Here is a 23,002-nt window from a genome sequence, read left to right on the forward strand (position 1 = left end):
GGCGTCCCCCGGCGAAGAGTTCTCAGTCGGTGACCCTGGCCAGGGCGAATCCGTCGTAGCCCTTCTCGCCCACCGTCTGGATCGCCGTGCCGGACAGGCGCGGGTGCGAGCCGATCAGTTCGATCGCCGCGCGTGTGCCGAGGACGTCGGGATCCGTGTTGGCCGGGTCGGCGACCCGGCCCTCGCGGACCACGTTGTCGACGATGATCAGGCTGCCGGGGCGGGTGAGCTTGAGGGCCCATTCCACGTAGTTCGGGTTGTTGGCCTTGTCGGCGTCGATGAAGACGAGGTCGAAGGGGGCCGCGTTCTCGTCGGCGAGCGCCGCCAGCGAGTCGAGGGCGGGGCCGACCCGGATCTCGACGATCTTGTCGAGGCCCGCGCGGGCGATGTTGCGGCCGGCGACCTCGGCGTGCTTCGGGCTGTACTCCAGGGTGACCAGGCGGCCGTCGGCGGGCAGCGCGCGGGCCAGCTGGATCGTGCTGTAGCCGCCGAGGGTGCCGATCTCCAGGACGCGGGTGGCGCCCTGGATGCGGGCGAGGAGGTGCAGCAGCTTGCCCGCGGCGGCCGACACCGCGATCGGCGGGAGGCCGGCGGCGTCGCTGTCGCGCAGGGTCGCCTCCAGGACCTCGTCGTGCGGGGAGAGGTGGCCGATCAGGTAGTCGTCGACGTCGTTCCACAGCTGCGACTCGCTCATGTGCCGGTGCCCTTCGTGAATCCTGTGATCATGAATCCGGTGAGAATGTTGCGAACCCGTTCGTGTGCAATCACTCACTCTACGGATACGCCGTTATTTGCCGTGCCCAGGCAACCTGGGGCCGACTATCGTCATCCGGACAAAAGGAGGGCGGCCGTCAGGTGAAGAGGGGGTTGCCTGCGTCCCTCCCGCAGGGGGTGCGAACCTCATAGGGTTCGCAGAGGGAACAGCCACGCGTGTGAAGCGTGGGACGAGCGGGGCGGGAGGCCTACGAGGCGTGGCGAACGTGGAGCACAGCGGGCGACCGGCGGGAGCGGCAGGAGCTTTCGGGTCGAGTGCCGCCGGGACGGCCAGAGCGCGGCTGCGTGCCGCGCGCCTGGTCCTGTGGCTGGTGGCAGCTGTCCTGGCCGTACGGCAGGTGGCCGTGGTCCTCAGCACCCCGCAGGGGGAGCGGCTGACCGACCTGGAGACCTGGGTCGGGCCGAACGGCGTGCTGCATGTGAAGGGCTCGCTGTACGACTCGACGCAGTTCACCGGCACCCCCTTCGCCGGGCTCGTCCTCAAGCCGCTCACCCGGTCCGCCGAGCAGGCCCTCGGCTGGGGCTGGACCTTCGGCACGCTGCTGCTCGTCGTGGCCCTCGGTCTCGTCGTCTCGCGGGCCCTGCCGCAGCCCGTCACCCGCCGGGCCTCGCTGCTCGCCGCGCCCGTCGCGATCAGCCTGCTCATGCTGTCGCTGCCGGTGCGCAACACGCTCTGGCTCGGCCAGACCAGCATCATCCCGGTCCTCCTCGTGCTGCTCGCCTGCTTCACGGTGCGCGGCGAGCGGGCCAGCGGCGTGCTGATCGGTCTCGCCGCCGCGCTCCAGCCGACGGTGCTGCTGTTCGCACCGCTCCTGTGGTTCACCGACCGGCGCCGGGCCGCCGTGACCTCCGCGCTGACGTTCGCCGCGAGCGTGGTGATCGCCTGGGCGGCGATGCCGCACGACTCGTACACCTACTGGGTCCACCACATGGCCGGGGTCGGCCTCGGCGGCAAGGCGGACGACCTCGGCAACCAGTCGCTGCACGGCGCGCTGCTGCGGCTCGACCTGACCGGGCCGCTGGAGATCGGTGTCTTCCTGACGCTCGGCGCGGTCGTCGCCTACCTGGGCCTGCGCCGGGCCGTGCGCTACGCCCGCGACGGGCAGCTGCTGCTCGCGGTCGCGGTCACCGGCTGCGCGGCGATCGCCGTGTCGCCGACGACCTGGCAGCACCAGTTGCTGTGGGTGCTGCTCGCGGTGGTCGGCCGGGTCGGCAAGCGGGCCTCGGACCGGTATGTGTGGCCGGTGGCGGTGGTCCTCGTCACCACGCTGCCCGCGAAGATGATGCTGCCGAACATGTCGGCCGTCTACCCGCTGCGTGACAACGTCGTCCTGCTCATGGCACTCGCCGCCGCGACCGTCGTGCCGTTCCTGCCGCGCACCTCGGAGTACTACCGGCGGCCGATCCCCACGGAGTACGCCGAGCCGGTCCCGACGCGCTGGAAGCACGTCCCGCTGATCCCGCAGCTGCGCCGCGTCCTGACCCGCCCGAACCTCCTCCTCGAACTCCTCCTCATCCGCGTCACCTACGCCGCCTACCAGCAGGTCCGCCTCGCGGCGACGGGCGGCACCAACGCGGGCGGCCGGGCCACGGCGGAACACCACGGCCACCAGATCCTGTCGATCGAGCAGTTCCTGCACATCGACATCGAGCACGCGGTCAACCACTGGGTCGTGAAGGTCGACTTCCTGCGGGAGTTCTTCAACTTCTACTACGAGTCCTTCCACTTCGTGGTCCCGCTGAGCGTGATGGCCGTCCTGTACTGGCGCCGCCCGGTCGACTACCGCTGGGCCCGCTCCTCCCTCGGCTTCGCCACCCTCCTGGCCCTGGTCGGCTTCTGGCTCTACCCGTTGGCCCCGCCGCGCCTCCTCCCCGGCCTCGGCATCATCGACACGGTCCACGGCGTCCAGGACTTCTCCAAGCCGGACTACGGCACCCTCACCGCCCTCACCAACCAGTACGCGGCGATGCCGTCCCTGCACTTCGGCTGGTCCCTGTGGTGCGGCGTCGTCATCGCGATCATCGCCCCGAAGTGGTGGATGAAGGCCCTGGGCCTCCTCCACCCCTTCTTCACCGTCTCCGCGATCGTCGCGACCGGCAACCACTGGGTCCTCGACGCGGCGGGCGGCGCGGCGGTCGTCGCGGCGGGCTTCGGACTGTCGTACCTCTTCCAGGGGCCGCGGGCGCGGTCGGCGACGAAACGGGCGGAGATCGGGGCCGAGTTGGAGCCGGCGGTCTACCGGTAGAGGAAGGTCTCGCCCTCACCGGTCCGTCTGATCCCCATGGCTTCGACGGACTTGTCGCGGTCCCCGCGTCCGTCGAAATCGCGCAGTGCCGCCACCCCCGACGGCGGGAGGCAGCGGGACACCTCGGTGATGAGACCGGAGAACGGGGTGCCGATCAGGGACGCGCCGTCGTGGAGCGCGGCGAGACCGTACAGATTGTCGCGCGGGTCGTCGAGATGCGCCTCGGCCAGGCCTACGGCGACGAGTCCGCGCCGCAGTGCTTCGGGCGCCCGCGTCCTGACCGCCACGGACGCCATGCGCTGGCCGTAGGCGCTCAGTACCCCTGCGGCCCGCCGGCCCAGGTCGAGCGGCTCCGGACGGCTCATGTACGCGATGACGAAGGCGTCCACCTCGCCGTCCAGTTCGTGCGGAAGCCCGACCCCCAGGTATCCGTTGAACCGCCTGTCCTGCAAGCGCGTCCAGCTGGTCACCCGACCGATTCTGCCGTCCCTGAATAAGATCGTGTTCTTGACCGGCGTGAACACGCCTGATTCCAGGGGGAGTTGTGGGGATTTCGGTGCGTGTGGCGCTCGCCGTCGTACTGCTCGGTGGGGGAGCGGTCGGGTGTGGGGACGGCTCCGTGAAGGAGGACTCGGCCGGGCCGGTGCCTGCGGCGGCCGTGGTCAAGGTGGCGGACAAGTCCGAGGACATCACCTCGCTCCACTACCGGGTCAGCGGGACCGTGCCCGAGAGGGGGCGGCTGACGGCCGAGGCGTCCATGGGGACCAAACCGGCGGTCATGACCATGGTGATGACCGTGGCCGGTGCGCGTAAGCCCGGCGAGTTGGACATCCGGTTCGTCGACAAGGCGATCTACGTCGGCGGGAGCGGGGTCGACGCGTCGAAGTTGGGCGGCAAGGGCTGGCTCAAGGCCGAGCCTGCCGTGTGGGGGCGTGGCGGGGCGGACAACCAGACCTATGGCGTGCTGCCCGGTTCGATGGAGGTGAGCCCGGTCGTGCAGTCCACGGTCATGGTGGGCTCCCAGGACGTGCGGAGGATCGGCGCCGAGACGGTCGACGGCACGAAGGCCACGCACTACCGGGGAACGGTCACCGAGCGCGGCCTGTTCGCCGCCCAGAGCGCCGCCAAGGGCAAGGCGGCCCGGCAGCGCCGGACCGACAGCCTCGACCAGTTCGTGGTCCTCCAGGTCGACGGCACCATGACCATGGACCTGTGGGTCGACGGCGACGACCACCCCAAGCAGTACCGGGTGCGGGGCAAGACCTATCCCACGCAGACCGACGCCGACGGCAGCACGATCGACCTCACCGTCACCTTCCTCGACATCGACCAGAAGGTGACCGTCAAGGCCCCGCCCGCCGCCGACACCGCCGAACTCGGGGGCTGACGGCCCGAGTTCACGAGCACTCGAACCACACCGTCTTCCCGCCCCTGGACGCAGGTGACACCCCCCACTTGTCGGTCACCGCGTCCAGGATGACGAGCCCGCGGCCGTTCTCCGACTCGGGGTCCAACTCCGGGTTCAGGGTGGGGAGTTCAGGACGACCGTCGGTCACCTCCACGCGGATTCCGGCGACCTGGCGTTGCAGCCGCAGTCCGCAGCGCCGGTCCGGGACATGCCGGACGACGTTGGCGAGCAGCTCCGTCACGGCCAGTTCCACGGCGTCCGACAGCTCCGGCATGCCCCACTCCAGCAGGAACGAGCGGACGATACGGCGGATGTGCCGGGCGGAGTGTTCACCCACGGTGAGGTGCATGACGTACTGCTGCCGGTCGGGAAAGGCCAGCATGGCGGGGGGAGTTGGTTCATTCACACTACGAGGCTGACGCCCCGCCGCTACCCTCGGCAACGGTAGGAATACAACCCGTTCACGGGTGGACAGGGGGCCTAACGTGCACATCAACACCCTCGATCCGGGGGCGTCACCGTTGGACTACTACGGCTTCGAGTTGCGACGCTACCGAGAAGCGGCCGGTCTCACCCAGCGGGAACTCGGCAAGATCGTCAACTACACCGGGTCGTTGATCGGCCAGATCGAGACGGCACGCAAACTTCCCACGCTGGAGTTCAGCCAGCGGGTAGATGCGGCGCTCGACACGGGTGGGCTGCTGACCCGGATGCTTGATCTGGTGCTGCGCAGCCAACTCCCGTCCTGGTTCCAGCAGGTGGGTGAATTGGAGGCTCGGGCCGTCGAGATCTGTTCCTTTGAGGCACACATGGTCCTCGGTCTCCTCCAGACCGAGGAGTATGCCCGTGCCGTGCTCGGCACGCTGGACCAGAGCAACCTCGACGACCGCACCGCCGTACGAATGGCTCGGCAGCGCATCCTGAAGAAGGAGAACCCGCCGGTCTTCTGGGCGATCCTGAGCGAAGCCGCGCTGTATCTGGAGATCGGCGGCCGACAGACCATGAGGAACCAACTGGCCCGCCTGTTGGCCCACGAGGACAATCCGCGAGTCAACATCCAGATCCTGCCGTTCTCGGCTGGGGCGCACGCGGGATTGACGGGCTCTTACGACCTCTATCGCTTCCCGAGCGACCCGACCATCGTCTACACAGAGAGCTACGGAAGCGGGCATCCGACTGCCAACCCTGACACCGTCAACGACTGTTCGCTCCGTTACGATCATCTCCAGGCCGCCGCTCTCTCCATCAGGGACTCGGCGGAGCTGATCCGGCGCGTGATGGAGGAACGTTATGGGGAAGAGCGCGATGCCGACGTGGCGGAAGTCCAGCTACAGCAGTGATCAGGGCGGCCAGTGTGTCGAGTGCGCGCCGCTCGGCCCGCTCGCCTGGCGCAAGTCCTCGTACAGCGGTGACCAGGGCGGCGATTGCGTAGAGATCGCCGAGCCCACCTGCCCCACAACCCCCACCACCCTCCTCATCCGTGACTCCAAGACCCCGGCGGGGCCGATCCTCACCCTCGACCCCGCCGCGTTCACCACCTTCGTCAACTGGACCGCTACGACGGCTGGTTGAAGTAGTAGTCGTGGTCCAGGTCGGCCAGCAGGCCGATCCGGGTCGGAGTCCAGCCGAACCGCTTCTGCGTGAGCGTGCTCGTTCCCGTGAGGTCGGACGCCACGAAGTGGCCCAGCCAGCCGAAGTGGGCCCCGGCCTCCTCGGCCGGCACGCTGGTCACCGGTAGGTCCAGCCGCTTGCCGATGACTTCGGCGATCTCCCGTACGGGGATGCCCTCGTCCCCGACCGCGTGCAGGACCGAGCCCGCCGGGGCGTTCTCCAACGCCAGCCGGTACAGCAGCGCAGCGTCCTCGCGGTGGACGGCGGCCCAGAGGTTCGTGCCGGCGCCGACGTACGCGGAGACGCCCTTGGCGCGGGCGATGTCGATGAGGGCGGGGGCGAAGGCGTGGTCGCCCTCGCCGTGCACCTGGGGCAGCCGTATCGCCGATGTGCGCACGCCCCGGTCCGCTGCGGCAAGGGTCGTCAACTCGGCCGCGAGGCGCGGCATTTCGGGGTGGGTGGCGAGGTCGGGTATCTCGTGCTCGGTACGGCCGTGGCTCATCACGGAGCTGATGACGAGAGGGCGGTCCGAACCGGCGAGGGTGTCGATCAGCGTCTCCACCGCGCTGAGGTCCGCCGCGACGCAGGGGCCGTAGTTCGAGAAGTCGTGGATGAAACCGGTGTGGATCACACCGTCGGCGGCGGACGCGCCCGCGCGGAGCGCGTCGAGGTCCTCCAGGGAACCCCGATGCACCTCCGCCCCGGTCGCCGCGAGCCGGTCCGCCGACGCGTCGGAGCGGGCCAGGCCCAGCACCCGATGCCCCGAGTCGAGCAGTTCGCGGACGACCGCGCCGCCCACGAATCCGGTCGCGCCGGTGACGAAAACACGCATGACGAAATCACCCCAGGTGGGTCGGGAAGTGGTGTGCTTCAAGCCTGCGCCCGCTCGACCCCGCCCGTCCAAGACCGACTCCGGAAGACGTGATTCAGTTCCGGTATCACCCCTGCTCCTGCGGACGTACAGTCGATGTATGACTGACCTGGACCTGCGTCTGGTGCGCTGTTTCACCGTCGTCGCCGAGGAACTGCACTTCGGCCGGGCGGCAGCCGCCCTGCATCTCGCGCAGCCTTCGCTCAGTCGCCATGTCCGGCGGCTGGAGGGCGAGTTGGGGGTGCGGCTCTTCGACCGGAGCACGCAGGGCACCCAACTCACCGAAGCGGGGGCGGCGTTCCTGCCCAGGGCGCAGGCGCTGCTGCGGTCGGCGGCGGAGGCGACCGCCGTGGCGCGGGCGGCCGGGACGCCGCGCCGGATCGTCATCGGGTACATGACCGGGCTCATCGTCACCCCGGCGGTGCGCGCCCTGCGCGCACGCTGCCCGGACGCCGATGTGCAGCATTCCTTCATCGGCTGGGGTGAGCTGCCGACCGCCCTGCTGGAGCACCGGGTCGACGTGGTGGTGGGCCGACTCCCGTTCCCCGACGAGGGGTTGAGCGTGACGGTCCTCTACGAGGAGCCCCGCGTGCTGCTGATCCCGGTCGGCCACCGGCTGGCCGGCAAGGAGTACGTCACTCTCGACGACGTCGCGGACGAGCCCGTACCCCGTCTCCCCGACCCGGAGCTCAACGCGTTCTGGCGCATCGACCCCCGCCCGGACGGACCGCGGGCGCCGGACGGTCCGCAGGTCGGGAGTCTGGAGGACAAGCTCGAAGTCATCGCGGCGGGCGAGGCGGTGTCGCTCGTTCCGGTGGGCGCCATCCAGAAGGGCCTGCGGTCCGATCTGACCACGGTCCCGCTGGAAGGCGTGGATCCCATCCCGGTCGTCCTGGTCATGCGCGCGGGCGAGGAGGACCGCCCCCTGCTCGCGGCCTTCCGCGCCTGCGCGGAGGATCAGCTCATCCCCGCCAACCGGTCGGCTACAGCCGCTGAATGATCGTGCCGGTCGCCAGCGCTCCGCCCGCGCACATCGTGATCAGCGCGAACTCCTTGTCGGCGCGCTCCAGTTCGTGCAGCGCGGAGGTGATGAGGCGGGCGCCGGTCGCGCCGACCGGGTGGCCGAGGGCGATCGCGCCGCCGTTCACGTTGACCTTCTCCAGATCCTGACCGAAGACCTGCGCCCAGCTCAACACCACTGACGCGAAAGCCTCGTTGATCTCGACGATGTCGATGTCCTTGAGGGTCATGCCCGCCTTGCCGAGCACGGCTCGCGTCGCGTCGATCGGTCCGTCGAGGTGGTAGTGCGGGTCGGCGCCGACCAGCGCCTGGGCGACGATCCGGGCGCGGGGGCGGAGTTTGAGCGCCCTGGCCATCCGCTTCGACGCCCACATGATCGCCGAGGCGCCGTCGCTGATCTGCGAGGAGTTGCCCGCGGTGTGAACGGCCGTCGGCATGACCGGCTTCAGCTTCGCCAGCGCCTCCATCGACGTGTCGCGCAGGCCCTCGTCCCGGTCGACGAGCCGCCACATGCCGAGCCCGGCCCGCTGCTCGTCCTCCGTGGTCGGCACCTGGACGGCGAACGTCTCCTTCTTGAAGCGCTCCTCGGACCAGGCGATCGCCGCCCGCTCCTGCGAGATCAGACCGAGCGAGTCGACGTTCTCGCGGGTCAGCTTCCGGTTGCGGGCGATGCGTTCGGCGGCCTCGAACTGGTTGGGCAGGTCGACGTTCCACTCGTCCGGGAACGGCTTCCCCGGCCCGTGCTTGGACCCCGAGCCCAGCGGCACCCGCGACATCGCCTCGACACCGCAGCTGATCCCGACGTCGATGACGCCCGCCGCGATCAGGTTGGCGGTCATGTGCGAGGCCTGCTGCGAGGAGCCGCACTGACAGTCGACGGTCGTCGCCGCCGTCTCGTACGGCAGGCCCATCGTCAGCCAGGCCGTGCGCGCGGGGTTCATGGACTGCTCGCCGGCGTGGGTCACCGTGCCGCCGACGATCTGTTCGACGCAGTCGGCGTGAATGCCGGTGCGGCCGAGGAGTTCACGGTAGGTCTCGCCCAGCAGGTAGGCGGGATGCAGGTTGGCGAGCGCGCCGCCGCGCTTGCCGATGGGGGTGCGTACGGCTTCCACGATGACGGGTTCCGCGGCCATGGGACACGTCCTCTCCTCGTCCACCGCGCGGCGCGGGCGTCCCGGCCACCCGCCACGCAGAACTAGTACGCGTTCTAGTTCTGTGTGCAGTCTGCTGACAGGCCGTCCACAACCGCAAGGGTCGTGCAGGGAATTCGGCTTGCCGCACCTCTTGCGACTTCTAGAACCCGTTATTACCTTCACGGCAGCCGGGTTCCTGATGGACCGTCAGATGACGGGAGTTGCGCCGATGCCCTGTCCAGCGTTGCCCGAAGGGTTCGACTTCACCGACCCCGATCTGCTCCACCACCGCGTGCCCCTACCGGAGTTCGCCGAACTGCGCGCGGCCGAACCGGTCCGCTGGATCCCGCAGCGCGCCAACATCGCGGGGTTCCAGGACGAGGGCTACTGGGCCGTCACCCGGCACGCCGACGTCCGGTACGTCTCCACCCACCCGGAGATCTACTCCTCGACCCTCAACACGGCGATCATCCGCTTCAACGAGCACATGGAGCGCGGTTCGATCGACGCCCAGCGGCTGATCCTGCTCAACATGGACCCGCCCGAGCACACCCGCGTCCGCCAGATCGTCCAGCGCGGCTTCACCCCCCGCGCGATCCGCGCCCTGGAGGAACGCCTGCGCGACCGGGCCGAGGCCATCGTGGCGAACGCCCGCGCCCACTCGGGCCCCTTCGACTTCGTCACCGAGGTCGCCTGCGAACTGCCCCTCCAGGCCATCGCCGAACTCATCGGCATCCCGCAGGACGACCGCGTCAAGATCTTCGAGTGGTCCAACAAGATGATCGCCTACGACGATCCCGAGTACGCGATCACGGAGCAGGTCGGCGCCGAGTCCGCCGCCGAACTCATCGCCTACGCCATGGGAATGGCCGCCGAGCGCAAGCAGTGCCCGGCCCACGACATCGTCAGCACCCTGGTCGCCGCCGAGGACGAGGGCAACCTGAACTCCGACGAGTTCGGCTTCTTCGTGCTCATGCTGTCGGTCGCCGGGAACGAGACGACCCGCAACGCCATCACCCACGGCATGCACGCGTTCCTCACCCACCCCGAGCAGTGGGAGCTGTACAAGCGCGAACGCCCGTCGACCGCCGCCGAGGAGATCGTCCGCTGGGCCACACCGGTCAACGCCTTCCAGCGGACGGCGACCCAGGACACCGAACTCGGCGGCAAACACATCAAGAAGGGCGACCGCGTCGGCATCTTCTACGCCTCGGCCAACCACGACCCCGAGGTCTTCGAGAACCCGGACGTCTTCGACGTGATGCGTGACCCGAACCCGCACCTCGGCTTCGGCGGCGGAGGCCCGCACTACTGCCTCGGCAAGTCCCTCGCGGTGCTCGAAATCGACCTGATCTTCAACGCGATCGCGGACGCGATGCCCGGCCTGACCCTGACGGGCGACCCGCGCAGGCTGCGCTCGGCCTGGATCAACGGCGTCAAGGAGCTTCAGGTGACCGCCGGTTGAGGCAACCACACAGCTCGGGCCGGCGGCATCCCGGCGCCGCCGGCCCGTCCCCCGCTCCTCGGCCCCCCAACCCCCCTCGGGCGCTCAGCAGTTGGGGATGCCGTTGGCCTGGTCGTTACCCTGTCCCGTGAGGCCGTAGGCGGAGATGTACTGGTTCTGCCAGGGCATGTTCGGGTACTTCCAGTCCAGGTCGGTCAGCAGCCACCAGTGGTTGTAGCCCTGGGAACCCGAGACCTCGTCGCCCCACACCCGGCAGTACACGTAGTTGCTGCCCGCGTAGATCCCGCCGGACGGGTTGATCGGCTGCGAGATCGGGTGCGGGGTGCGGTAGCCGTCCTCGTCCTCGAAGAGGTTGATCCAGTGCTGCGTGTAGGCCGCGCTCCGCACCGACGCCGGCGTGGCACCCGCCCCGGGCCAGCCGTCCGCGGTCGCCGTCGAGGCGGAGCCCGCCAGCAGCGTGGCGGCGAGGGCGGTGGCTCCCGCCGCCGCCGTGAGGACGTTTCTGAGTCGTCGCATGCGTTCCTCCTGAAACCGTGGGGCGCGTCCGGCGCCTCGTCCCGTGCCCTCAGCCTGCCGGGGACGGACCCGGGCGAGCGACGCGTTTCACGCACGCCCGAAAAGCCTTGCTCACGGCAGCGGAGACGGCCGGCCGCCGTGCAGCAGGGCCCGGCCCAAGGGGGTCAGCGTGTGCAGGACACGGGTGTCCATCCGGTGGCTGCGGACCAGGCCGGCGTCCGCCAGGGCGTGCGCGTGCTGACTGGCGGAGGCCGCGGAAACCCCCAGGAGCCGGGCGAGTTCACCGGTGGTGGCCGCCTTGTCGAGCGCGGTCAGGACCTGTGCGCGGGTCCGGCCGAGGAGCGCGGCGAGGGCCTGCGGACGACGCTCGTGCCGTACGGCCGCGGCCCACACGGACTCGTGCACCACCGGGCACACCAGCACCGGCCGCAGGTTCTCGTCGGCGAGCGTCACGGGCTTGCGCCAGCAGAAGTACGAGGGCACCAGGCGCAGGCCGCGACCGCCGAGCCGGAGGTCGCGGTCGACGGGATACTCGGCGTGCAGCACCGGCGGCCGCCAGTACATGCCGGGCCCCAGGGTGGCCAGGAGGCGGTGGACGCCGTCGTCCCGCAACACCCGTGCCCGCGCGGCCCGTTCGGCCTCCACCGTCGCGCCGACGTCGGTCCACTCGGGGGCCACCACCGCGTCGTGCACCGCGCGCAGGGCGTCGACGACCTCACCCAGCCGGTCGCGGTCGCCCGAGGCGAGGTCCCGCAGCCACGGCGGTGGCGCGTCGCGCGGATGACGCAGCCGGGCCAACAACCGTAGTTCCAGGCCCAGTCGGTGCGGCGGCGTCTCCCGTACCGCCTCCAGACCCGACCGCAGTCCGTCGGCCGCGGCGGCCGGGGTGAGGAAGTCGGGGAAGTAGCTGTCGGCGGGCGCGATCGCCCGCAACAGCCGTAAGGATCCGGACAATTGCCGGATCGACAGCACCGCGCGCGCCTGTCGCCACCACGCGCGGAAGACGGGCGGGACATGCCCGTACCCGGTCAGCTGCTGCATACCGAGGACCGTCTCCCACAGCGGATCCACGGCGGTGGCGACCTCGACGCGCGCGAGATCCTTGTCGGTGAAGTGAACGCGTAACATCCGCCCCCCGGTTGACCATGCGATCTGTGTGCGGGCTCCGACGACAGGACCACTATCGCGAGACCGGGTGGCCGGGAGTGCCCGGTGGGACGGAACTGGGACGCGCCCGCCCCCTGCGACCCGCGGCGAGCTGCGCCTACGCTGAACGCCGCGGACGAGGGGTGCAACCGTGATGGGACGCATGGGACGAGGTCGCGCCGAACCCGCGGAGCCGTGCGCGGCCGGTGCGCTCCTCGCGGCGCGGCTGCGGGAGCTGCGGGAGCGAACAGGCCTGAGCCTGAAGGAACTTCAGGGCGTGGTGCACGCCAGCGACTCGTCGTTGTCCCGCTATCTGTCCGGCCGTATCGTGCCGCCGTGGCAGGTGGTGCGGCGGCTCGCCGAGGAGGCGGGGGCGGATCCGGCGGGACTGCGCCCGCTCTGGGACCACGTACAGCGGGAGGACCACCGGAGCGGACGGTGCGTGCCGTTCCAGGAACACCCGTCGCCGCCCACCGGGGCGGCCCCGGAGGCCGTACCCGCCTGGTACCGGCGGCGACCCGTGGCGGCGGTCGGCGCGCTCGTCCTGACCACGAGTCTGGTCTCCTGCGGCCTCGGTGTGTGGATCGGCCGCGAACTGCCGTCCGGCTCCCGGGCACGGGCGGACCAGACCGCGTCGCAGGACGCGGTCTGCGACAACTGGGCCTGGCCGCCGACCGGAACACCGGCCCAGGTCGCGGTCGCGCCGGCCACGGTCCACGGCGCCGACCACACCCCCACCGTCCGCCTGGAGTACGGCACCGTCGACGGCCGCCGGATGGCCTGGGCCGCGATCGGCGGGGCCCACTACGGCGACCGGGTGTGGATGGACTGGAGCGACGACGACGGCGAGACCTGGACGCAGTGCGGCCCGTTCACCGCCACCACCGCGGCCCGCACCACGCCCGCCCACCCGCTCCACCCGGGCTGGCACTTCCGCGCCTGCGGCGACACCCCGCGCCCGGCCGCCCGGTACGCGCGCGACCAGTGCACGACATACGGCTAGGCCGGCGGCATCCCGATGCCGCCGGCCCGTCCTCGATCACCGCCGCGCCTACTTCCGTATGGCGAACTTCATGAGTTCCCGCTCGTCCCCCTGCTTGATCTTCCCGGTCTCGTTGATGACCTGGAGCTTCCAACCGGCGCCTTCCCGGATCGCCTTGGCGACCGCGCAGCCGTTGTCGGCGCTCAGCAGGTTGGGCCAGATCTCGGCGACCTGCTGGGTGCTGCCACCGCTCGCGTCGTACACCTTGAAGGCGATGTTGCGTGCCTTCTGGAAGGAACTGCCCTTCTTGTAGGCCGCGGCGACGAAGACGATCGACGTGATGGCGGCCGGGATCTTGGTGAGGTCGACGGTCACCGTCTCGTCGTCGCCGTCGCCCTTGCCGGTCTGGTTGTCACCGCTGTGCAGCAACGAGCCGTTGCCCAGCGGGTCCAGGGAGTCGAGCCCGGCGAGTCGCACCGGCTCGGCGCCCTGCATCGCGATGGCGATGAGATCGAGGTCGGTACCCTGCTTCTGGCGCAGCTTCCCGATGATGCCGCCGCTGCTGCCGACGGTGGGGTCCCAGGACGCCCCGATCTCCAGATGGGTCACTCCGTCCAGATCCGCCGGACCGTCTTCCTTCGTGAGCGTGATCATGTGTGATCGATCCTCTTGATCGTGGGACTCAGACGCACGAATTCTGCCTTCTTGGGCGGGCTTTGGGCTACTCCCGTCCAGAAGCGATCGCGGCGAACACCCCGGCGACCAGGGCCGCGAGCAGGAGTGGGTAGCGCAGATCGTGGTGCAGGATCAGCCACGCGCCGAGGAACGCGCCGACGGCCATCGCCACGGCGGCCGAGAGGCGGCGGAAGGTGCCGGGGCCCCGGCCGTCGCCCGCGACCGAGTCGGCGACCAGGCCGGTCAGGGTCATCGTCAGGACCGTGGTGGTGGAGAAGTCGGTGACCTTGAGCTTGCGGACCACGGCGTTGCGCAGGCCCATCGCGAAGGCGGTGAGGGCGATCAAGGGGTGCGTGGTGGCGCTGTCGCCCGGCGCCACGAACGCGATCACCGCGGCCACGCCCACGAGCAGCGCCTCCGCGCCCAGACTCACCCGGGCCCAGGTGCGGCGCGAGCCGGTGTCCATCCGCAGCGCGATCCGGCCCCCGGCGGCCGCGCCCAGCAGAAAGGCGCCGAGCGAGGTGAGGGTGCGCGACACGGAGAAGCCGGGTGCCCCGGCGGCGGCGAAGCCGAGGACCACCACATTGCCGGTCATGTTCGCGGTGAAGACATGCCCGAGGCCCAGATAGCTGACGGCGTCGATCAGCCCGCTCACCAGGGTCAGACCGAGCAGCACGGGCACCAGCCGGAGTCCGTGCGCCTCACGGTCGTAGGACTTGGGCTGTGGGTTCTGGTCCGTGTTCTGGTCCATGAACGCAATGTAGCGGCGGCCTCCCGGGATGCCGGGGGCCGCCGCTACGAGCGTGTGTGTGGACCGGTGATCAGTACCAGCCGTTGGACTGCCAGAAGCTCCAGGCCGCGGCGGGGGAGCCGTAGCGGGAGTTCATGTAGTCCAGACCCCACTTGATCTGCGTGGCGGGGTTGGTCTTCCAGTCCGAGCCGGCCGAGGCCATCTTCGAACCGGGCAGCGCCTGGACCAGGCCGTAGGCGCCGGAGGAGGAGTTCGTGGCGGTGACGTTCCAGCCGCTCTCGTGCTCGACGATCTTGCTGAACGCGTTGTACTGCGCCGCGCTCGGGATCATCTTGTGCGCGATCGCCTGGGCGGAGGAGGCGGAGGTCGTCGCGGCCTGAGCGGGAGCCGAGGTCAGCACCAGACCGGTGGTGGCGGCGGCCAGAGCGGCGGCGGTCAGGGCCTTCTTCGGGGAGGCGATGCGAGCGACGATGCGGGAGACGGACACGGAGAACCTGTTTCTTCGGGGACAGAGACGTCGTATGCCTGCCGGTGTCACGCGGGGCGCGGCCCCGGCAAGGCGTCGGCGCCGAGGCCCGTGAGGACTCGTCGGCGCCGTGCGACTGCTCCACAGAAGCACTCTCGATCCGTGTCCGCAAAGACCCCTTTTACTAGTTGTGGTCGCATGTGGGTGAATCGTCAACTGTGTGACGTGGCTCTCAAACCCCAGGTCAGGTGGCATGCGGACGCGTGCATGACACCCATTTGACCTACTAATCCATATCGTTGGTGATGTGGGTCATGTGGGGTGCTTCACCCCCTGTGTGACGGCCGGTGCGCGCTGCCTCACGCAGGGCTTAGATTCTGGCCATGCCAGCCATGGGGAAGCTGATCGGCTCCGGCCGTACCGCGGACGTGTACGAGATCGACGGGGCGTGGGTGCTCCGCCGCAACCGGGAGGACTGGGGGGACGCGGCGGCCGAGGGCGCGGTGATGGAGCATGTGCGCGCGTACGGCTATCCCGTGCCCCGGGTACGGGTACGGCCGGGGGACTCGCGCACCGATCTGGTGATGGAACGGCTGGCCGGGCCCACCATGCTGGAAGCCCTCACCGCGGGTTCGATCGACGAGCGGGAGGCGGGGACCGTACTCGCCGAGCTGCTACGGCAGCTGCACGCGATACCCGGCCGGCGCCCCGGCACCCGCGTCCTGCATCTCGACCTCCACCCGGAGAACGTGCTGCTCACCCCGGCCGGCCCCCGCGTCATCGACTGGGGCACCGCGGAGGACGGCGATCCCGGGCTCGACTGGGGGCTCTCCGCGATCATCCTCGCCCAGGTCGCCGTGGACGACCAGCCGATCGCCGGCCCGGCCCGCGCGGTGCTCGCCGCGCTCCTCGCCGATCCCGCCGACCTCACGGCGGCGGGGCTGGGTGAAGCCCGGCGGAGGCGTGCGGGCAACCCGACGATGAGTCCGCGCGAGGTGGAACTCCTCGGTGCGGCAGAGGAGTTGGTCCGGTCGCTCGTGTCTTCTCGGGAACCGTGAATCAACGTGGACGCGTCACCGCCGACGAGTGCGTGAGGGGCCGGGGCGCCGGACGGTGTCTTCGGATGGGTTCCGAGGGCTGCGGGGCAGTGTGAGGGAACTTCGGGCACGTGGGGCAGAGGGCGGGGCGTCGGGCGGCACGGTCCCGGTTCGGCGGCGGGTGCTTGCCGGGGTCGCGGCTTCGCTCGCCGTGATGGTGCTGGCGGTGTCCTGCGCCAACTCGGGCGTATCGCAAGGTCGTTCGGCCGCTACGGTGCGTGCGTCCACGTCCACCGTCGGCGCGAGCGCGTCCGCTGCGGCCGACGGGAGCTGTGATCCGCTGCGGTCGTTGAAACCGCTCGCCCACATGCCGACGCCGGGCGGCACGATGCCCAGCGGTTCGGCGATGGAGCGGATCGTCGCCCGGGGGCGGCTGATCGTGGGGGTGGACCAGAACACCTACCTCTTCGGCTACCGCAACTCCGACACCGGGCAGTTGGACGGGCTCGACATCGACCTGGTGCGGGAGATCTCCCGCGCGTTGTTCGGGCGGCCGGACCGGGTGCAGTTCAAGGCCGTGCCGTCCGCGCAGCGGATCGGGATACTGCAACGCGGTCAGGTCGACCTCGTCGCCCACTCCATGACGATCACCTGCGAGCGCATGGAGCAGGTGCTGTTCAGCAGCGACTACCTCGACTCCGGCCAGCGCGTCCTCGTCACCGACACCTCCCCGGTGAAGACCCTGGCCGACCTCGCCGGACAGAAGGTGTGCACCGCCCGGGGCACCACCTCGCTGACCGAGCTGCAACGCGCCCGCCCGGCGGTGCGGCCGGTGACCGTGTCCGACTGGACCGACTGCCTCCTGCTGCTCCAGCAGGGCGAGGTGGCCGCCGTCTCGACCACCGACAACGTCCTCGCCGGACTGAGCGCCCAGGACCCCGCCACCCGCATCACCGGACCGCGGTTCACCTACGAGCCGCACGGAATCGCCGTACCGAAGACGTCACCGGAACTCGTCCGCTTCGTCAACGGCGTCCTCGCGCACCTGCGCACCTCGGGCAGGCTCCGCGCCCTGCACGAACGGTGGTTGGGCCCCTACGGCGACTTCTACCCGCCCGCGCCGCGCTACCGGGACTGACGGCGCCGCAGTCCGGTGGGGAGGATGCGCCAGGCGGACCCGTCACGGGGACCGGTGACCGCCAGCAGCATTCCGGGGAGCAGGTCCAGCCGCTCGCCCCGGAGCCGTCCCGGCAGGCCGCCCTTGGTGTTGACCCAGTCCTGCCAGCCGAGTTCGGGGGTGAGGGTACGGACCGAGACCATGCCGCGCCACCTGTGCCAGGACCGGGTGACGACCCGCGCGGTGACGGGCGGCCCGGTGTGGCGGAGCACTTTCCCGCCCGTGCCGGTGAATTCCCCGTCGAAGGTCCGCACCGCGTCGAGCGCGGTGGTGCGCAGCTCCCAGTCTCCGTATCCACCGGTCTGGAGCAGCGTCGGCCCGGGGCCGAGCCCGAGGATCCCGCCCTCCTCGGTGTGGTGGTGATCGGCGGACAGGGTCACCTTGTAGCCGCGTGACTCGACGCGGACCTCCGCCCTGGAGTCGCTCCCCGCGTCCGCCGGTGACCACAGCGCGAGCGCGGCCGGCGCCCCCGTGTGGACGAGGACCTCCGCACCGGTTCCCCGCGCAGTCTTGCCGTCCAGCGGACGGGCCGCCGACAACGGCAGTACGCGCAGCCGCCATTCGCAGCCGGCGGCGTTGCCGACCTCGACCCGGCCGGCCGTCGACCAGACGGCCGGAACGTCGTGGCCGTACAGGAACCTGCCACGGTCGTTGTCGCCCACCGGCCAGAAGGCCTGGTCGCCGAAGTCCGTGTGCAGCCTGAGGAACACGCTCGTGGAGTGAAGGCCCTCGACCCTGGTGAATTCGAGGATCGCCCCTCCCGGCGGGTCCGGCTCGGCGAGTTCGACCGTCTGGTTCCCGATGCCGCGACGCGAGAAGACTCCGCCGTCCTCCGGCTCGTCCTGCTCCAGCGGGGCGACGGAGACCGACCACCGCTCGGCCGCCTCGATCCGCAACCGCTGCGGTCCCGACAGACCCACCCGGTACTCCCAGGTGCGCGGCTCCTCCGTACGGCTCTGCTCGGGCTCCAACTCCCGGACCAGATGGGTGTCTTCGGGACCCAGGAGCGTGAAGCTGCCCACGTGGGCACGGTGGACCACCGTGGCCCAGCCCTGCGGCCCCCGGTAGTCGAGTTCCGCGGGCCCCGTGCCCTCGGCGGCCTCGGAGAACGGGCGTACGTCGGCCGTCATCGCACCCCCGCTCCCCGACGTGTCGTACCCGCAGGCTAACCGGCCGGCACCTCACCCGCCCTGTCCGCGACGCCAACTCCCAGGAGAGCGGCCTTGGTTGTGCCGCGATAGACGAGGCTCGACGAGTCGAAGACCCAGGCGTAGCCCTTCGGGGCGTCCTTGAACGTGAGGCCGACGCCCTCCCGTCCCGCCGCGTCCTTGACGTGGTCCACGACGCTCACACCCGGGAGCTCGGCCATGGCCCGGTAGATCGCGGCACTGAGGTCGGGCAGGAGCGTGGCCTCGCCGACGATGGCGCCGAGGTTCTCCACGACGGTTTCCGTACGGCGGGCCGCCGGTACCTTCGCATCGCTGGAGAACTTCTTCAGCAGGGCGTCGGGATCGACGGGCAGGGCCTGGAGCTGACGGAATGTCAGGTATCCGGACCCGTCCATGCCCATCACCATCTTCCGGGCCGGATCGGCGACCGCGACACCCTTCCGCAGACCGTCCGTCCTCCCGTCCACCGAGTCCCACTGCTCCTGCCGTACGGCCCCGTTGTACGGCTGCGGCGTGAAGAACCCCTTGTGCTGGGAGAGTTCGGCGGCGCTGCTGAAGTGGACGCCCAACTCGGCCGCCGATCCCTGGGACTTGGTGTAGACGAACTGGTCGTCGCGGACCGTGACCGCGGTGCGGTCGGCGGCGGCCAGCGCGATCCGGTCCAACAGCTGTACGGCCTTCCGGTGGCCGTCGGCGGCGGCCGAACCGTCCTTGCCGTCCCGCGCGTTGTCGACCGCGACCACGCCCAGGCCCACGGCGGCGGCGAGGGCCAGCGGCACGGCGACGAGGACGAGGCGCCGGCGGGCTGGGCGCCTGGGCGCGGTGGTGGGCGACTGCTCGCGGATGGTGTCGTGTTCCTGGGCGATGTGCTGCATCAGGTGTTCCCTCAGTACGCGGTGGCGGTCCCGCGAGAGCACCGGACGGCCCGGGGCGGGCAGCAACTCGGCCAGTTCCTGGGGGTCGGTGGTCATCGCTTCTCCTGCGTGGACTTGGGTGTGGACCGAGCCGCCGTCAGGCGGCTGCCCGGTGACTGTCCGACGGGGGCCGGGCGTTGCGATTCCTGTGCCTTTCCCTGCTTCTGTACCTGGCCGAGTTCGAGGTCGGTGAGCCTGCGCAGGCGTTTCCTCGCGCGGGAGAGCCGGGACCGTACGGTGCCGACGGCCACGCCCAGGGCGGCGGCCGCCGTGGCCGCGTCCAGCCCCTCCCACACGCAGAGCGTGAACGCCTCCCGCTCGCCCCGGCGCAGCTTCCTCAACGCCCTTTGCGCGGCGGCCAGTTCCTCGGTGTCGGCCATGCGCCGGGTCACCTCGTCGGCGAAGTCCGGCACGGGATCGGGCGGCGGGATTCTGACGAGCGCGGCCTGATGTCTTCGCGCGGCCCGCGCGGTGTTGCGCGTGACGTTCGTCGCGATGCCGAGCAGCCACGGCCGCAGGCTGTCGTCGCCGGGCAGCACGCGCTCGCGCAGCCGCCATGCCTCCAGGAAGGTCAGCGACACGATGTCGTCGGCCGTGCCCCGGTCGCCGGTCATGCGGACGGCGTGCCGGTGGACCACCGAGGCGTGTTCGTCGAAGAGCTGCCCGAACGCGTCCGGGTCTCCGGCTCGCACGCGGGCCCGTAGTGAGATCTCCACACTGTTCCCTGTCCACCGGGCCGACCGCGCTGCGGTGAGCCGCGTCACACGGTCCTAGCCGGTCACCTGGGACCGGGAACGGCCGGTGTCCGGTGTCCGGGTCGCGGACGCGAGGAGGGCCAGTTTCCCGGCGGCGTCGGTGCCGGGGTCCGGGTGGTAGACGACCAGGGTCTGGCCCGGTACGCCGTCGATGCTCAGCCGCTCCCGGTTCAGCTCCAGGCCGCCGACCTGGGGGTGGGCGATGTGCTTGGGCGAGGCTTCGCAGGTCCGGACGTCGTGGCGGGCCCAGAGCCGGCTGAAGAGGGGGCTGGCGAGGGAGAGCTGACCGACCAGCTCGATGAACCGGGGGTCGTCCGTGTCGGGACCGACGGCCTCGCGGAACGCGGCGACCATCCCGCCGGACGAGCTCTCCCAGTACGGGTAGAGCGCCTGCTCGGCCGGGTCGAGGAACAGGGACAGCAGCCGGTTGGACCCGGCCGAGAAGCGCGGGGACAGCGCGGTCGCCAGGGAGTTGGCGGCGAGGACGTCGAAGTAGCGGCCCTCGACCAGCGCGGGCAGCGGGAGCGTGCCGAGGAGCTTGGCGATCCCCTCGGGCACGGTCTCCTTCACCGGGCGGGGCCCGCGGCGCCGGGGCTTCGCGGCGCCGAGGCGCAGCAGATGGGCCGTCGCGTCCTCGTCGAGCCGCAGCACCCGGGCGATGGACTCCAGGACCTGCACGGACGGATTGCGGTCGCGGCCCTGCTCCAGGCGCAGGTAGTAGTCGGCGCTGATCCCGGCGAGCAGCGCGACCTCCTCCCGGCGCAGACCGGGCACCCGCCGTACCCCGTAGGCGGGGACACCGGCCTGTTCGGGGGTGACGAGTTCACGGCGGGCGCGCACGTACTCGCCCAGCAGATTCGGTTCACCGGCCATCCCCGCACTGTAATTCGGCCGCCGCGCGCATGCCTGGCCCTGTCACCCCCAGGGGCGCGGGGGCCCTGGCTGGGGCGATGCGCGGGCGGCAGCGTCACCGGTGGCCGACAGAAGGCGCGCCGAACGGCGGCCCTACGACGAGGAGTTGTCACCATGTCCACATATCTACTGATCCACGGTGCCTGGCACAGCGGGGCGAGCTGGGAGCGGGTGGTCCCGCTGCTGACGGCGGCCGGACACCGGGTGTTCGCGCCCTCACTGACCGGCCACGGCGACAAGGCGCGGCTGCTCGGTCCCGAGGTGGGCCTCGACACACACGCCGACGACGTCGTCGGCCTCATCACGGAGGAGGACCTCACCGAGGTGATCCTCGTCGGGCACAGCTACGGCGGGCTGGTCGTCTCGTCGGCCGCCAACCAGGTCCCCGACCGGATCGGCCGGCTCGTCCACCTCGACGCGATGGTCCCGGAGGACGGCGAGAGCGCGCTCGACATCATGCCCGTGACGCAGACGTTGATCGACCTGGCGGTGAGTTCGGGTACCGGCTGGCGCATTCCGCCGCTGCCCGAACTGCCGCCGCCCGGGGGCCTGTTCGGGGTCACCGACCCGGCGGACGTCGCCTGGCTGCGGACCACGCTCTCGGACCAGTCGGCGCGCTGCCTCCAGCAGCCGGTACGGCTGGACAATCCGGCCGCGCGCTCGATCCCCCGCACCCACATCCACTGCGTGGGCAGCGAACCGGAGGGCTTCGAACGGCGACCGGTCCCCGCGATCCAGCCCAACGGCACCCCGGCCCAGGTGTGGGAACTGGAGACCGGCCACGACTGCATGGTCACCAAGCCGGCCGAACTGGCCGATCTGCTCCTCAAGTTGGGCTGATCCGGGCCGGCGCCAGAGGCATGAAAGGCCTCAGACCCGCACCGGCGCCGTCACTCCCGTCGGCTGGCACAGGACGAGGGCCAGGTCGTCGGCGGGCGGGCCGCCGGCGTGCGCGAGCAGCCGGTCGTAGAGCGCGTGCAGTGCCCCGTCCGGCGTCGGCTCGCTCAGCGCCGTCGCGCACTCGGTGAGCAGGGCGAACGGGGTGCCGTCGAGGGCGCGGGACTCGGTGAGACCGTCCGTGTAGAGCAGGAGGCGGTCGCCCGGCTGGAGGCGGACCCGGTACTGGCGCGGGTCCGGGCGCAGGCCCAACGGCAGTGCGGGGACCCGGGGTTCGAGGAGTTCGAGGCGATGTCCGGAGCGCAGCGGCGCCGGATGACCGCAGTTGACGAGCCGCACCTCGCCGGGACCGAACTCGGCGAGCACCGCCGTGACGAAGTCCTCGGGGCCGAGACCGGGCGCCAGCCGGGCGTCCAGCGCCTTCGCGAGGGTCGTCAAATCCGGTGCCGTGAAGGCGAGTTCACGGAACCCGATGAGCGTGTCGGCCGCCGTCCGCAGCGCGTCGAGCCCGTGCCCGCGCGCGTCCCCGACCAGCACCCGCAGGCCGTACGGCGTCACCGCGAGGTCGTACAGGTCGCCGCCGACCGAGGACTCGCGGTGCGCGCAGTGGTAGCGGGTGCTGACATGGGTGCCGGAGAGAGTGCGGGAGACCGGCCGCAGGATCGCCTCCTGGGTGATCCGGGCCACCTCCCGCGCCTCCGCGAGCCGCTCCCGCAGCCGGCCGCGCTGCCGCGCCGCGTACACGCTGCACACGCAGCCGAGGAGCAGCCCGCCCCAGCGGACGGCGAAACCGGCGTTCAGCTGCGCCCCCGAGCCGAGCCCCGCCGCCAGTGCGAGCAGCACCGTCCAGCAGCAGACCAGGAGCGTGCGGCGGGTGCCCAGGAAGGTGGCGGCCATCAGCGGTCCGATCGCCAGCAGCGGCAGGATCGGCTGCACCCGGCCGATCAGCAGACCCGGCGTGGCCGCCAGCAGACAGCCGACCGGTGCGAGGAGCAAGCGGCGTCCCCCGTCCATCGTGTTCACGGCACGACCATTGCGGAATTCCGCTCTCCGTACCCGAGCCAACGGAGAGTTGAT

General features: G+C 70.9%; 25 protein-coding genes. 10 read left to right on the top strand and 15 right to left on the bottom strand.

All coding sequences use genetic code 11. The features are described from left to right. Positions 1-22: 22 nt before the first annotated feature. Positions 23-694 (bottom strand): O-methyltransferase, encoded by a 672-nt coding sequence (locus tag ACQHII_RS33400; RefSeq protein WP_427922759.1) that lies wholly within the window; start codon positions 692-694, stop codon positions 23-25. Positions 695-971: 277 nt separating this feature from the next. Here ACQHII_RS33400 and ACQHII_RS33405 point away from each other — a divergent pair, with 277 nt between their 5' ends. After that, the gene (locus ACQHII_RS33405; protein ID WP_427922760.1) at positions 972-3,020 is read left to right on the top strand and encodes a bifunctional glycosyltransferase 87/phosphatase PAP2 family protein; all 2,049 of its coding nucleotides are present in this window, start codon (positions 972-974) and stop codon (positions 3,018-3,020) included. Here ACQHII_RS33405 and ACQHII_RS33410 read toward each other — a convergent pair. After that, entirely contained in the window at positions 3,011-3,490 is a 480-nt protein-coding gene (locus tag ACQHII_RS33410) for a hypothetical protein (protein ID WP_427922761.1), read from the bottom strand. The genes ACQHII_RS33405 and ACQHII_RS33410 overlap by 10 nt on opposite strands. Before the next feature lie 86 nt (positions 3,491-3,576). Here ACQHII_RS33410 and ACQHII_RS33415 point away from each other — a divergent pair, with 86 nt between their 5' ends. Further along, entirely contained in the window at positions 3,577-4,407 is an 831-nt protein-coding gene (locus tag ACQHII_RS33415; RefSeq protein ID WP_427922762.1) for a hypothetical protein, read from the top strand. 10 nt (positions 4,408-4,417) lie between these two features. Here the strand turns inward: ACQHII_RS33415 and ACQHII_RS33420 are convergent, their stop codons facing one another. Further along, positions 4,418-4,810 carry an ATP-binding protein gene (locus ACQHII_RS33420; RefSeq protein WP_427925468.1) on the bottom strand — a complete coding sequence of 131 codons (393 nt, stop codon included), beginning with the start codon at positions 4,808-4,810 and terminating at the stop codon, positions 4,418-4,420. Between the two features lie 103 nt (positions 4,811-4,913). Here ACQHII_RS33420 and ACQHII_RS33425 point away from each other — a divergent pair, with 103 nt between their 5' ends. Continuing rightward, complete coding sequence (locus tag ACQHII_RS33425) at positions 4,914-5,768, top strand: helix-turn-helix domain-containing protein (protein WP_427922763.1); 855 nt, start codon at positions 4,914-4,916, stop codon at positions 5,766-5,768. Continuing rightward, positions 5,734-6,000, top strand: coding sequence for a DUF397 domain-containing protein (locus ACQHII_RS33430; protein ID WP_427922764.1), 267 nt, complete (start codon positions 5,734-5,736; stop codon positions 5,998-6,000). Before ACQHII_RS33425 ends, ACQHII_RS33430 begins: the two co-directional genes overlap by 35 nt. Here ACQHII_RS33430 and ACQHII_RS33435 read toward each other — a convergent pair. Next, positions 5,984-6,871, bottom strand: a complete 888-nt coding sequence (locus ACQHII_RS33435; protein ID WP_427922765.1) for an SDR family oxidoreductase — start codon at positions 6,869-6,871, stop codon at positions 5,984-5,986. The two genes, ACQHII_RS33430 and ACQHII_RS33435, sit on opposite strands and share 17 nt — an antisense overlap. A 139-nt stretch (positions 6,872-7,010) precedes the next feature. Here ACQHII_RS33435 and ACQHII_RS33440 point away from each other — a divergent pair, with 139 nt between their 5' ends. Beyond that, complete coding sequence (locus tag ACQHII_RS33440) at positions 7,011-7,910, top strand: LysR family transcriptional regulator (protein WP_427922766.1); 900 nt, start codon at positions 7,011-7,013, stop codon at positions 7,908-7,910. On the opposite strand, the gene ACQHII_RS33445 is transcribed toward ACQHII_RS33440, so the two are convergent. Then, positions 7,894-9,063, bottom strand: a complete 1,170-nt coding sequence (locus ACQHII_RS33445; RefSeq protein ID WP_200712966.1) for a steroid 3-ketoacyl-CoA thiolase — start codon at positions 9,061-9,063, stop codon at positions 7,894-7,896. The genes ACQHII_RS33440 and ACQHII_RS33445 overlap by 17 nt on opposite strands. 229 nt (positions 9,064-9,292) lie before the next feature. Here ACQHII_RS33445 and ACQHII_RS33450 point away from each other — a divergent pair, with 229 nt between their 5' ends. Further along, positions 9,293-10,528 (top strand): cytochrome P450, encoded by a 1,236-nt coding sequence (locus ACQHII_RS33450; protein WP_427922767.1) that lies wholly within the window; start codon positions 9,293-9,295, stop codon positions 10,526-10,528. An 84-nt stretch (positions 10,529-10,612) separates the two neighbouring features. Here ACQHII_RS33450 and ACQHII_RS33455 read toward each other — a convergent pair whose 3' ends face one another. Further along, the gene (locus tag ACQHII_RS33455; RefSeq protein WP_427922768.1) at positions 10,613-11,044 is read right to left on the bottom strand and encodes a hypothetical protein; all 432 of its coding nucleotides are present in this window, start codon (positions 11,042-11,044) and stop codon (positions 10,613-10,615) included. 111 nt (positions 11,045-11,155) lie between these two features. Then, positions 11,156-12,172: a helix-turn-helix domain-containing protein gene (locus ACQHII_RS33460; RefSeq protein WP_427922769.1), complete on the bottom strand. Its 1,017-nt coding sequence runs from the start codon at positions 12,170-12,172 to the stop codon at positions 11,156-11,158. Positions 12,173-12,353: 181 nt separating this feature from the next. On the opposite strand from ACQHII_RS33460, the gene ACQHII_RS33465 reads away from it, so the two are divergent. Next, the gene (locus tag ACQHII_RS33465) at positions 12,354-13,193 is read left to right on the top strand and encodes a helix-turn-helix domain-containing protein (RefSeq protein ID WP_427922770.1); all 840 of its coding nucleotides are present in this window, start codon (positions 12,354-12,356) and stop codon (positions 13,191-13,193) included. Positions 13,194-13,241: 48 nt separating this feature from the next. On the opposite strand, the gene ACQHII_RS33470 is transcribed toward ACQHII_RS33465, so the two are convergent. From ACQHII_RS33470 to ACQHII_RS33480, 3 genes are all read right to left on the bottom strand, one after another. Then, positions 13,242-13,826, bottom strand: a complete 585-nt coding sequence (locus ACQHII_RS33470) for a TerD family protein (protein ID WP_427922771.1) — start codon at positions 13,824-13,826, stop codon at positions 13,242-13,244. A gap of 67 nt (positions 13,827-13,893) precedes the next feature. Next, entirely contained in the window at positions 13,894-14,598 is a 705-nt protein-coding gene (locus ACQHII_RS33475) for a YoaK family protein (RefSeq protein ID WP_427922772.1), read from the bottom strand. Positions 14,599-14,668: 70 nt separating this feature from the next. Further along, the gene (locus ACQHII_RS33480; RefSeq protein WP_019067160.1) at positions 14,669-15,085 is read right to left on the bottom strand and encodes a transglycosylase SLT domain-containing protein; all 417 of its coding nucleotides are present in this window, start codon (positions 15,083-15,085) and stop codon (positions 14,669-14,671) included. 362 nt (positions 15,086-15,447) lie between these two features. Here ACQHII_RS33480 and ACQHII_RS33485 point away from each other — a divergent pair, with 362 nt between their 5' ends. Both ACQHII_RS33485 and ACQHII_RS33490 read left to right on the top strand, forming a co-directional pair. Beyond that, the gene (locus tag ACQHII_RS33485; RefSeq protein WP_427922773.1) at positions 15,448-16,122 is read left to right on the top strand and encodes a phosphotransferase; all 675 of its coding nucleotides are present in this window, start codon (positions 15,448-15,450) and stop codon (positions 16,120-16,122) included. A gap of 253 nt (positions 16,123-16,375) precedes the next feature. Continuing rightward, positions 16,376-17,239, top strand: a complete 864-nt coding sequence (locus ACQHII_RS33490; RefSeq protein WP_427922774.1) for a glutamate ABC transporter substrate-binding protein — start codon at positions 16,376-16,378, stop codon at positions 17,237-17,239. On the opposite strand, the gene ACQHII_RS33495 is transcribed toward ACQHII_RS33490, so the two are convergent. The 4 genes from ACQHII_RS33495 to ACQHII_RS33510 are packed head-to-tail and all read right to left on the bottom strand — an operon-like array spanning position 17,227 to position 20,989. Next, positions 17,227-18,408 carry a hypothetical protein gene (locus ACQHII_RS33495; RefSeq protein WP_427922775.1) on the bottom strand — a complete coding sequence of 394 codons (1,182 nt, stop codon included), beginning with the start codon at positions 18,406-18,408 and terminating at the stop codon, positions 17,227-17,229. The genes ACQHII_RS33490 and ACQHII_RS33495 overlap by 13 nt on opposite strands. A gap of 35 nt (positions 18,409-18,443) precedes the next feature. Then, positions 18,444-19,418, bottom strand: coding sequence for a CU044_5270 family protein (locus ACQHII_RS33500; protein ID WP_427922776.1), 975 nt, complete (start codon positions 19,416-19,418; stop codon positions 18,444-18,446). Beyond that, complete coding sequence (locus ACQHII_RS33505; RefSeq protein ID WP_427922777.1) at positions 19,415-20,077, bottom strand: RNA polymerase sigma factor; 663 nt, start codon at positions 20,075-20,077, stop codon at positions 19,415-19,417. Before ACQHII_RS33505 ends, ACQHII_RS33500 begins: the two co-directional genes overlap by 4 nt. Before the next feature lie 54 nt (positions 20,078-20,131). Further along, the gene (locus ACQHII_RS33510) at positions 20,132-20,989 is read right to left on the bottom strand and encodes a helix-turn-helix domain-containing protein (protein ID WP_427922778.1); all 858 of its coding nucleotides are present in this window, start codon (positions 20,987-20,989) and stop codon (positions 20,132-20,134) included. A 153-nt stretch (positions 20,990-21,142) separates the two neighbouring features. On the opposite strand from ACQHII_RS33510, the gene ACQHII_RS33515 reads away from it, so the two are divergent. Further along, a complete protein-coding gene (locus ACQHII_RS33515; protein ID WP_427922779.1) occupies positions 21,143-21,868 on the top strand; it encodes an alpha/beta hydrolase in 726 nt (241 codons plus the stop codon). 30 nt (positions 21,869-21,898) lie between these two features. Here the strand turns inward: ACQHII_RS33515 and ACQHII_RS33520 are convergent, their stop codons facing one another. Beyond that, positions 21,899-22,939: a PP2C family protein-serine/threonine phosphatase gene (locus ACQHII_RS33520; RefSeq protein ID WP_427925469.1), complete on the bottom strand. Its 1,041-nt coding sequence runs from the start codon at positions 22,937-22,939 to the stop codon at positions 21,899-21,901. Positions 22,940-23,002 lie beyond the last annotated feature (63 nt).

Origin of the sequence: Streptomyces sp. cg40 (genome assembly GCF_050320165.1) — a bacterium.
GTDB classification, from domain to species: domain Bacteria; phylum Actinomycetota; class Actinomycetes; order Streptomycetales; family Streptomycetaceae; genus Streptomyces; species Streptomyces hokutonensis.

Bases quoted from the DNA above. Each gene is read 5' to 3' on its own strand.
- ACQHII_RS33500 (WP_427922776.1), bottom strand. From the start codon at position 19,418: ATGACCACCGACCCCCAGGAACTGGCCGAGTTGCTGCCCGCCCCGGGC.
- ACQHII_RS33445 (WP_200712966.1), bottom strand. From the start codon at position 9,063: ATGGCCGCGGAACCCGTCATCGTGGAAGCCGTACGCACCCCCATCGGC.
- ACQHII_RS33430 (WP_427922764.1), top strand. From the start codon at position 5,734: ATGCCGACGTGGCGGAAGTCCAGCTACAGCAGTGATCAGGGCGGCCAG.
- ACQHII_RS33495 (WP_427922775.1), bottom strand. From the start codon at position 18,408: ATGACGGCCGACGTACGCCCGTTCTCCGAGGCCGCCGAGGGCACGGGG.
- ACQHII_RS33420 (WP_427925468.1), bottom strand. From the start codon at position 4,810: ATGCTGGCCTTTCCCGACCGGCAGCAGTACGTCATGCACCTCACCGTG.
- ACQHII_RS33450 (WP_427922767.1), top strand. From the start codon at position 9,293: ATGCCCTGTCCAGCGTTGCCCGAAGGGTTCGACTTCACCGACCCCGAT.
- ACQHII_RS33435 (WP_427922765.1), bottom strand. From the start codon at position 6,871: ATGCGTGTTTTCGTCACCGGCGCGACCGGATTCGTGGGCGGCGCGGTC.
- ACQHII_RS33485 (WP_427922773.1), top strand. From the start codon at position 15,448: ATGCCAGCCATGGGGAAGCTGATCGGCTCCGGCCGTACCGCGGACGTG.
- ACQHII_RS33465 (WP_427922770.1), top strand. From the start codon at position 12,354: ATGGGACGAGGTCGCGCCGAACCCGCGGAGCCGTGCGCGGCCGGTGCG.
- ACQHII_RS33520 (WP_427925469.1), bottom strand. From the start codon at position 22,939: ATGGACGGGGGACGCCGCTTGCTCCTCGCACCGGTCGGCTGTCTGCTG.
- ACQHII_RS33440 (WP_427922766.1), top strand. From the start codon at position 7,011: ATGACTGACCTGGACCTGCGTCTGGTGCGCTGTTTCACCGTCGTCGCC.
- ACQHII_RS33470 (WP_427922771.1), bottom strand. From the start codon at position 13,826: ATGATCACGCTCACGAAGGAAGACGGTCCGGCGGATCTGGACGGAGTG.
- ACQHII_RS33455 (WP_427922768.1), bottom strand. From the start codon at position 11,044: ATGCGACGACTCAGAAACGTCCTCACGGCGGCGGCGGGAGCCACCGCC.
- ACQHII_RS33510 (WP_427922778.1), bottom strand. From the start codon at position 20,989: ATGGCCGGTGAACCGAATCTGCTGGGCGAGTACGTGCGCGCCCGCCGT.
- ACQHII_RS33460 (WP_427922769.1), bottom strand. From the start codon at position 12,172: ATGTTACGCGTTCACTTCACCGACAAGGATCTCGCGCGCGTCGAGGTC.
- ACQHII_RS33515 (WP_427922779.1), top strand. From the start codon at position 21,143: ATGTCCACATATCTACTGATCCACGGTGCCTGGCACAGCGGGGCGAGC.
- ACQHII_RS33400 (WP_427922759.1), bottom strand. From the start codon at position 694: ATGAGCGAGTCGCAGCTGTGGAACGACGTCGACGACTACCTGATCGGC.
- ACQHII_RS33475 (WP_427922772.1), bottom strand. From the start codon at position 14,598: ATGGACCAGAACACGGACCAGAACCCACAGCCCAAGTCCTACGACCGT.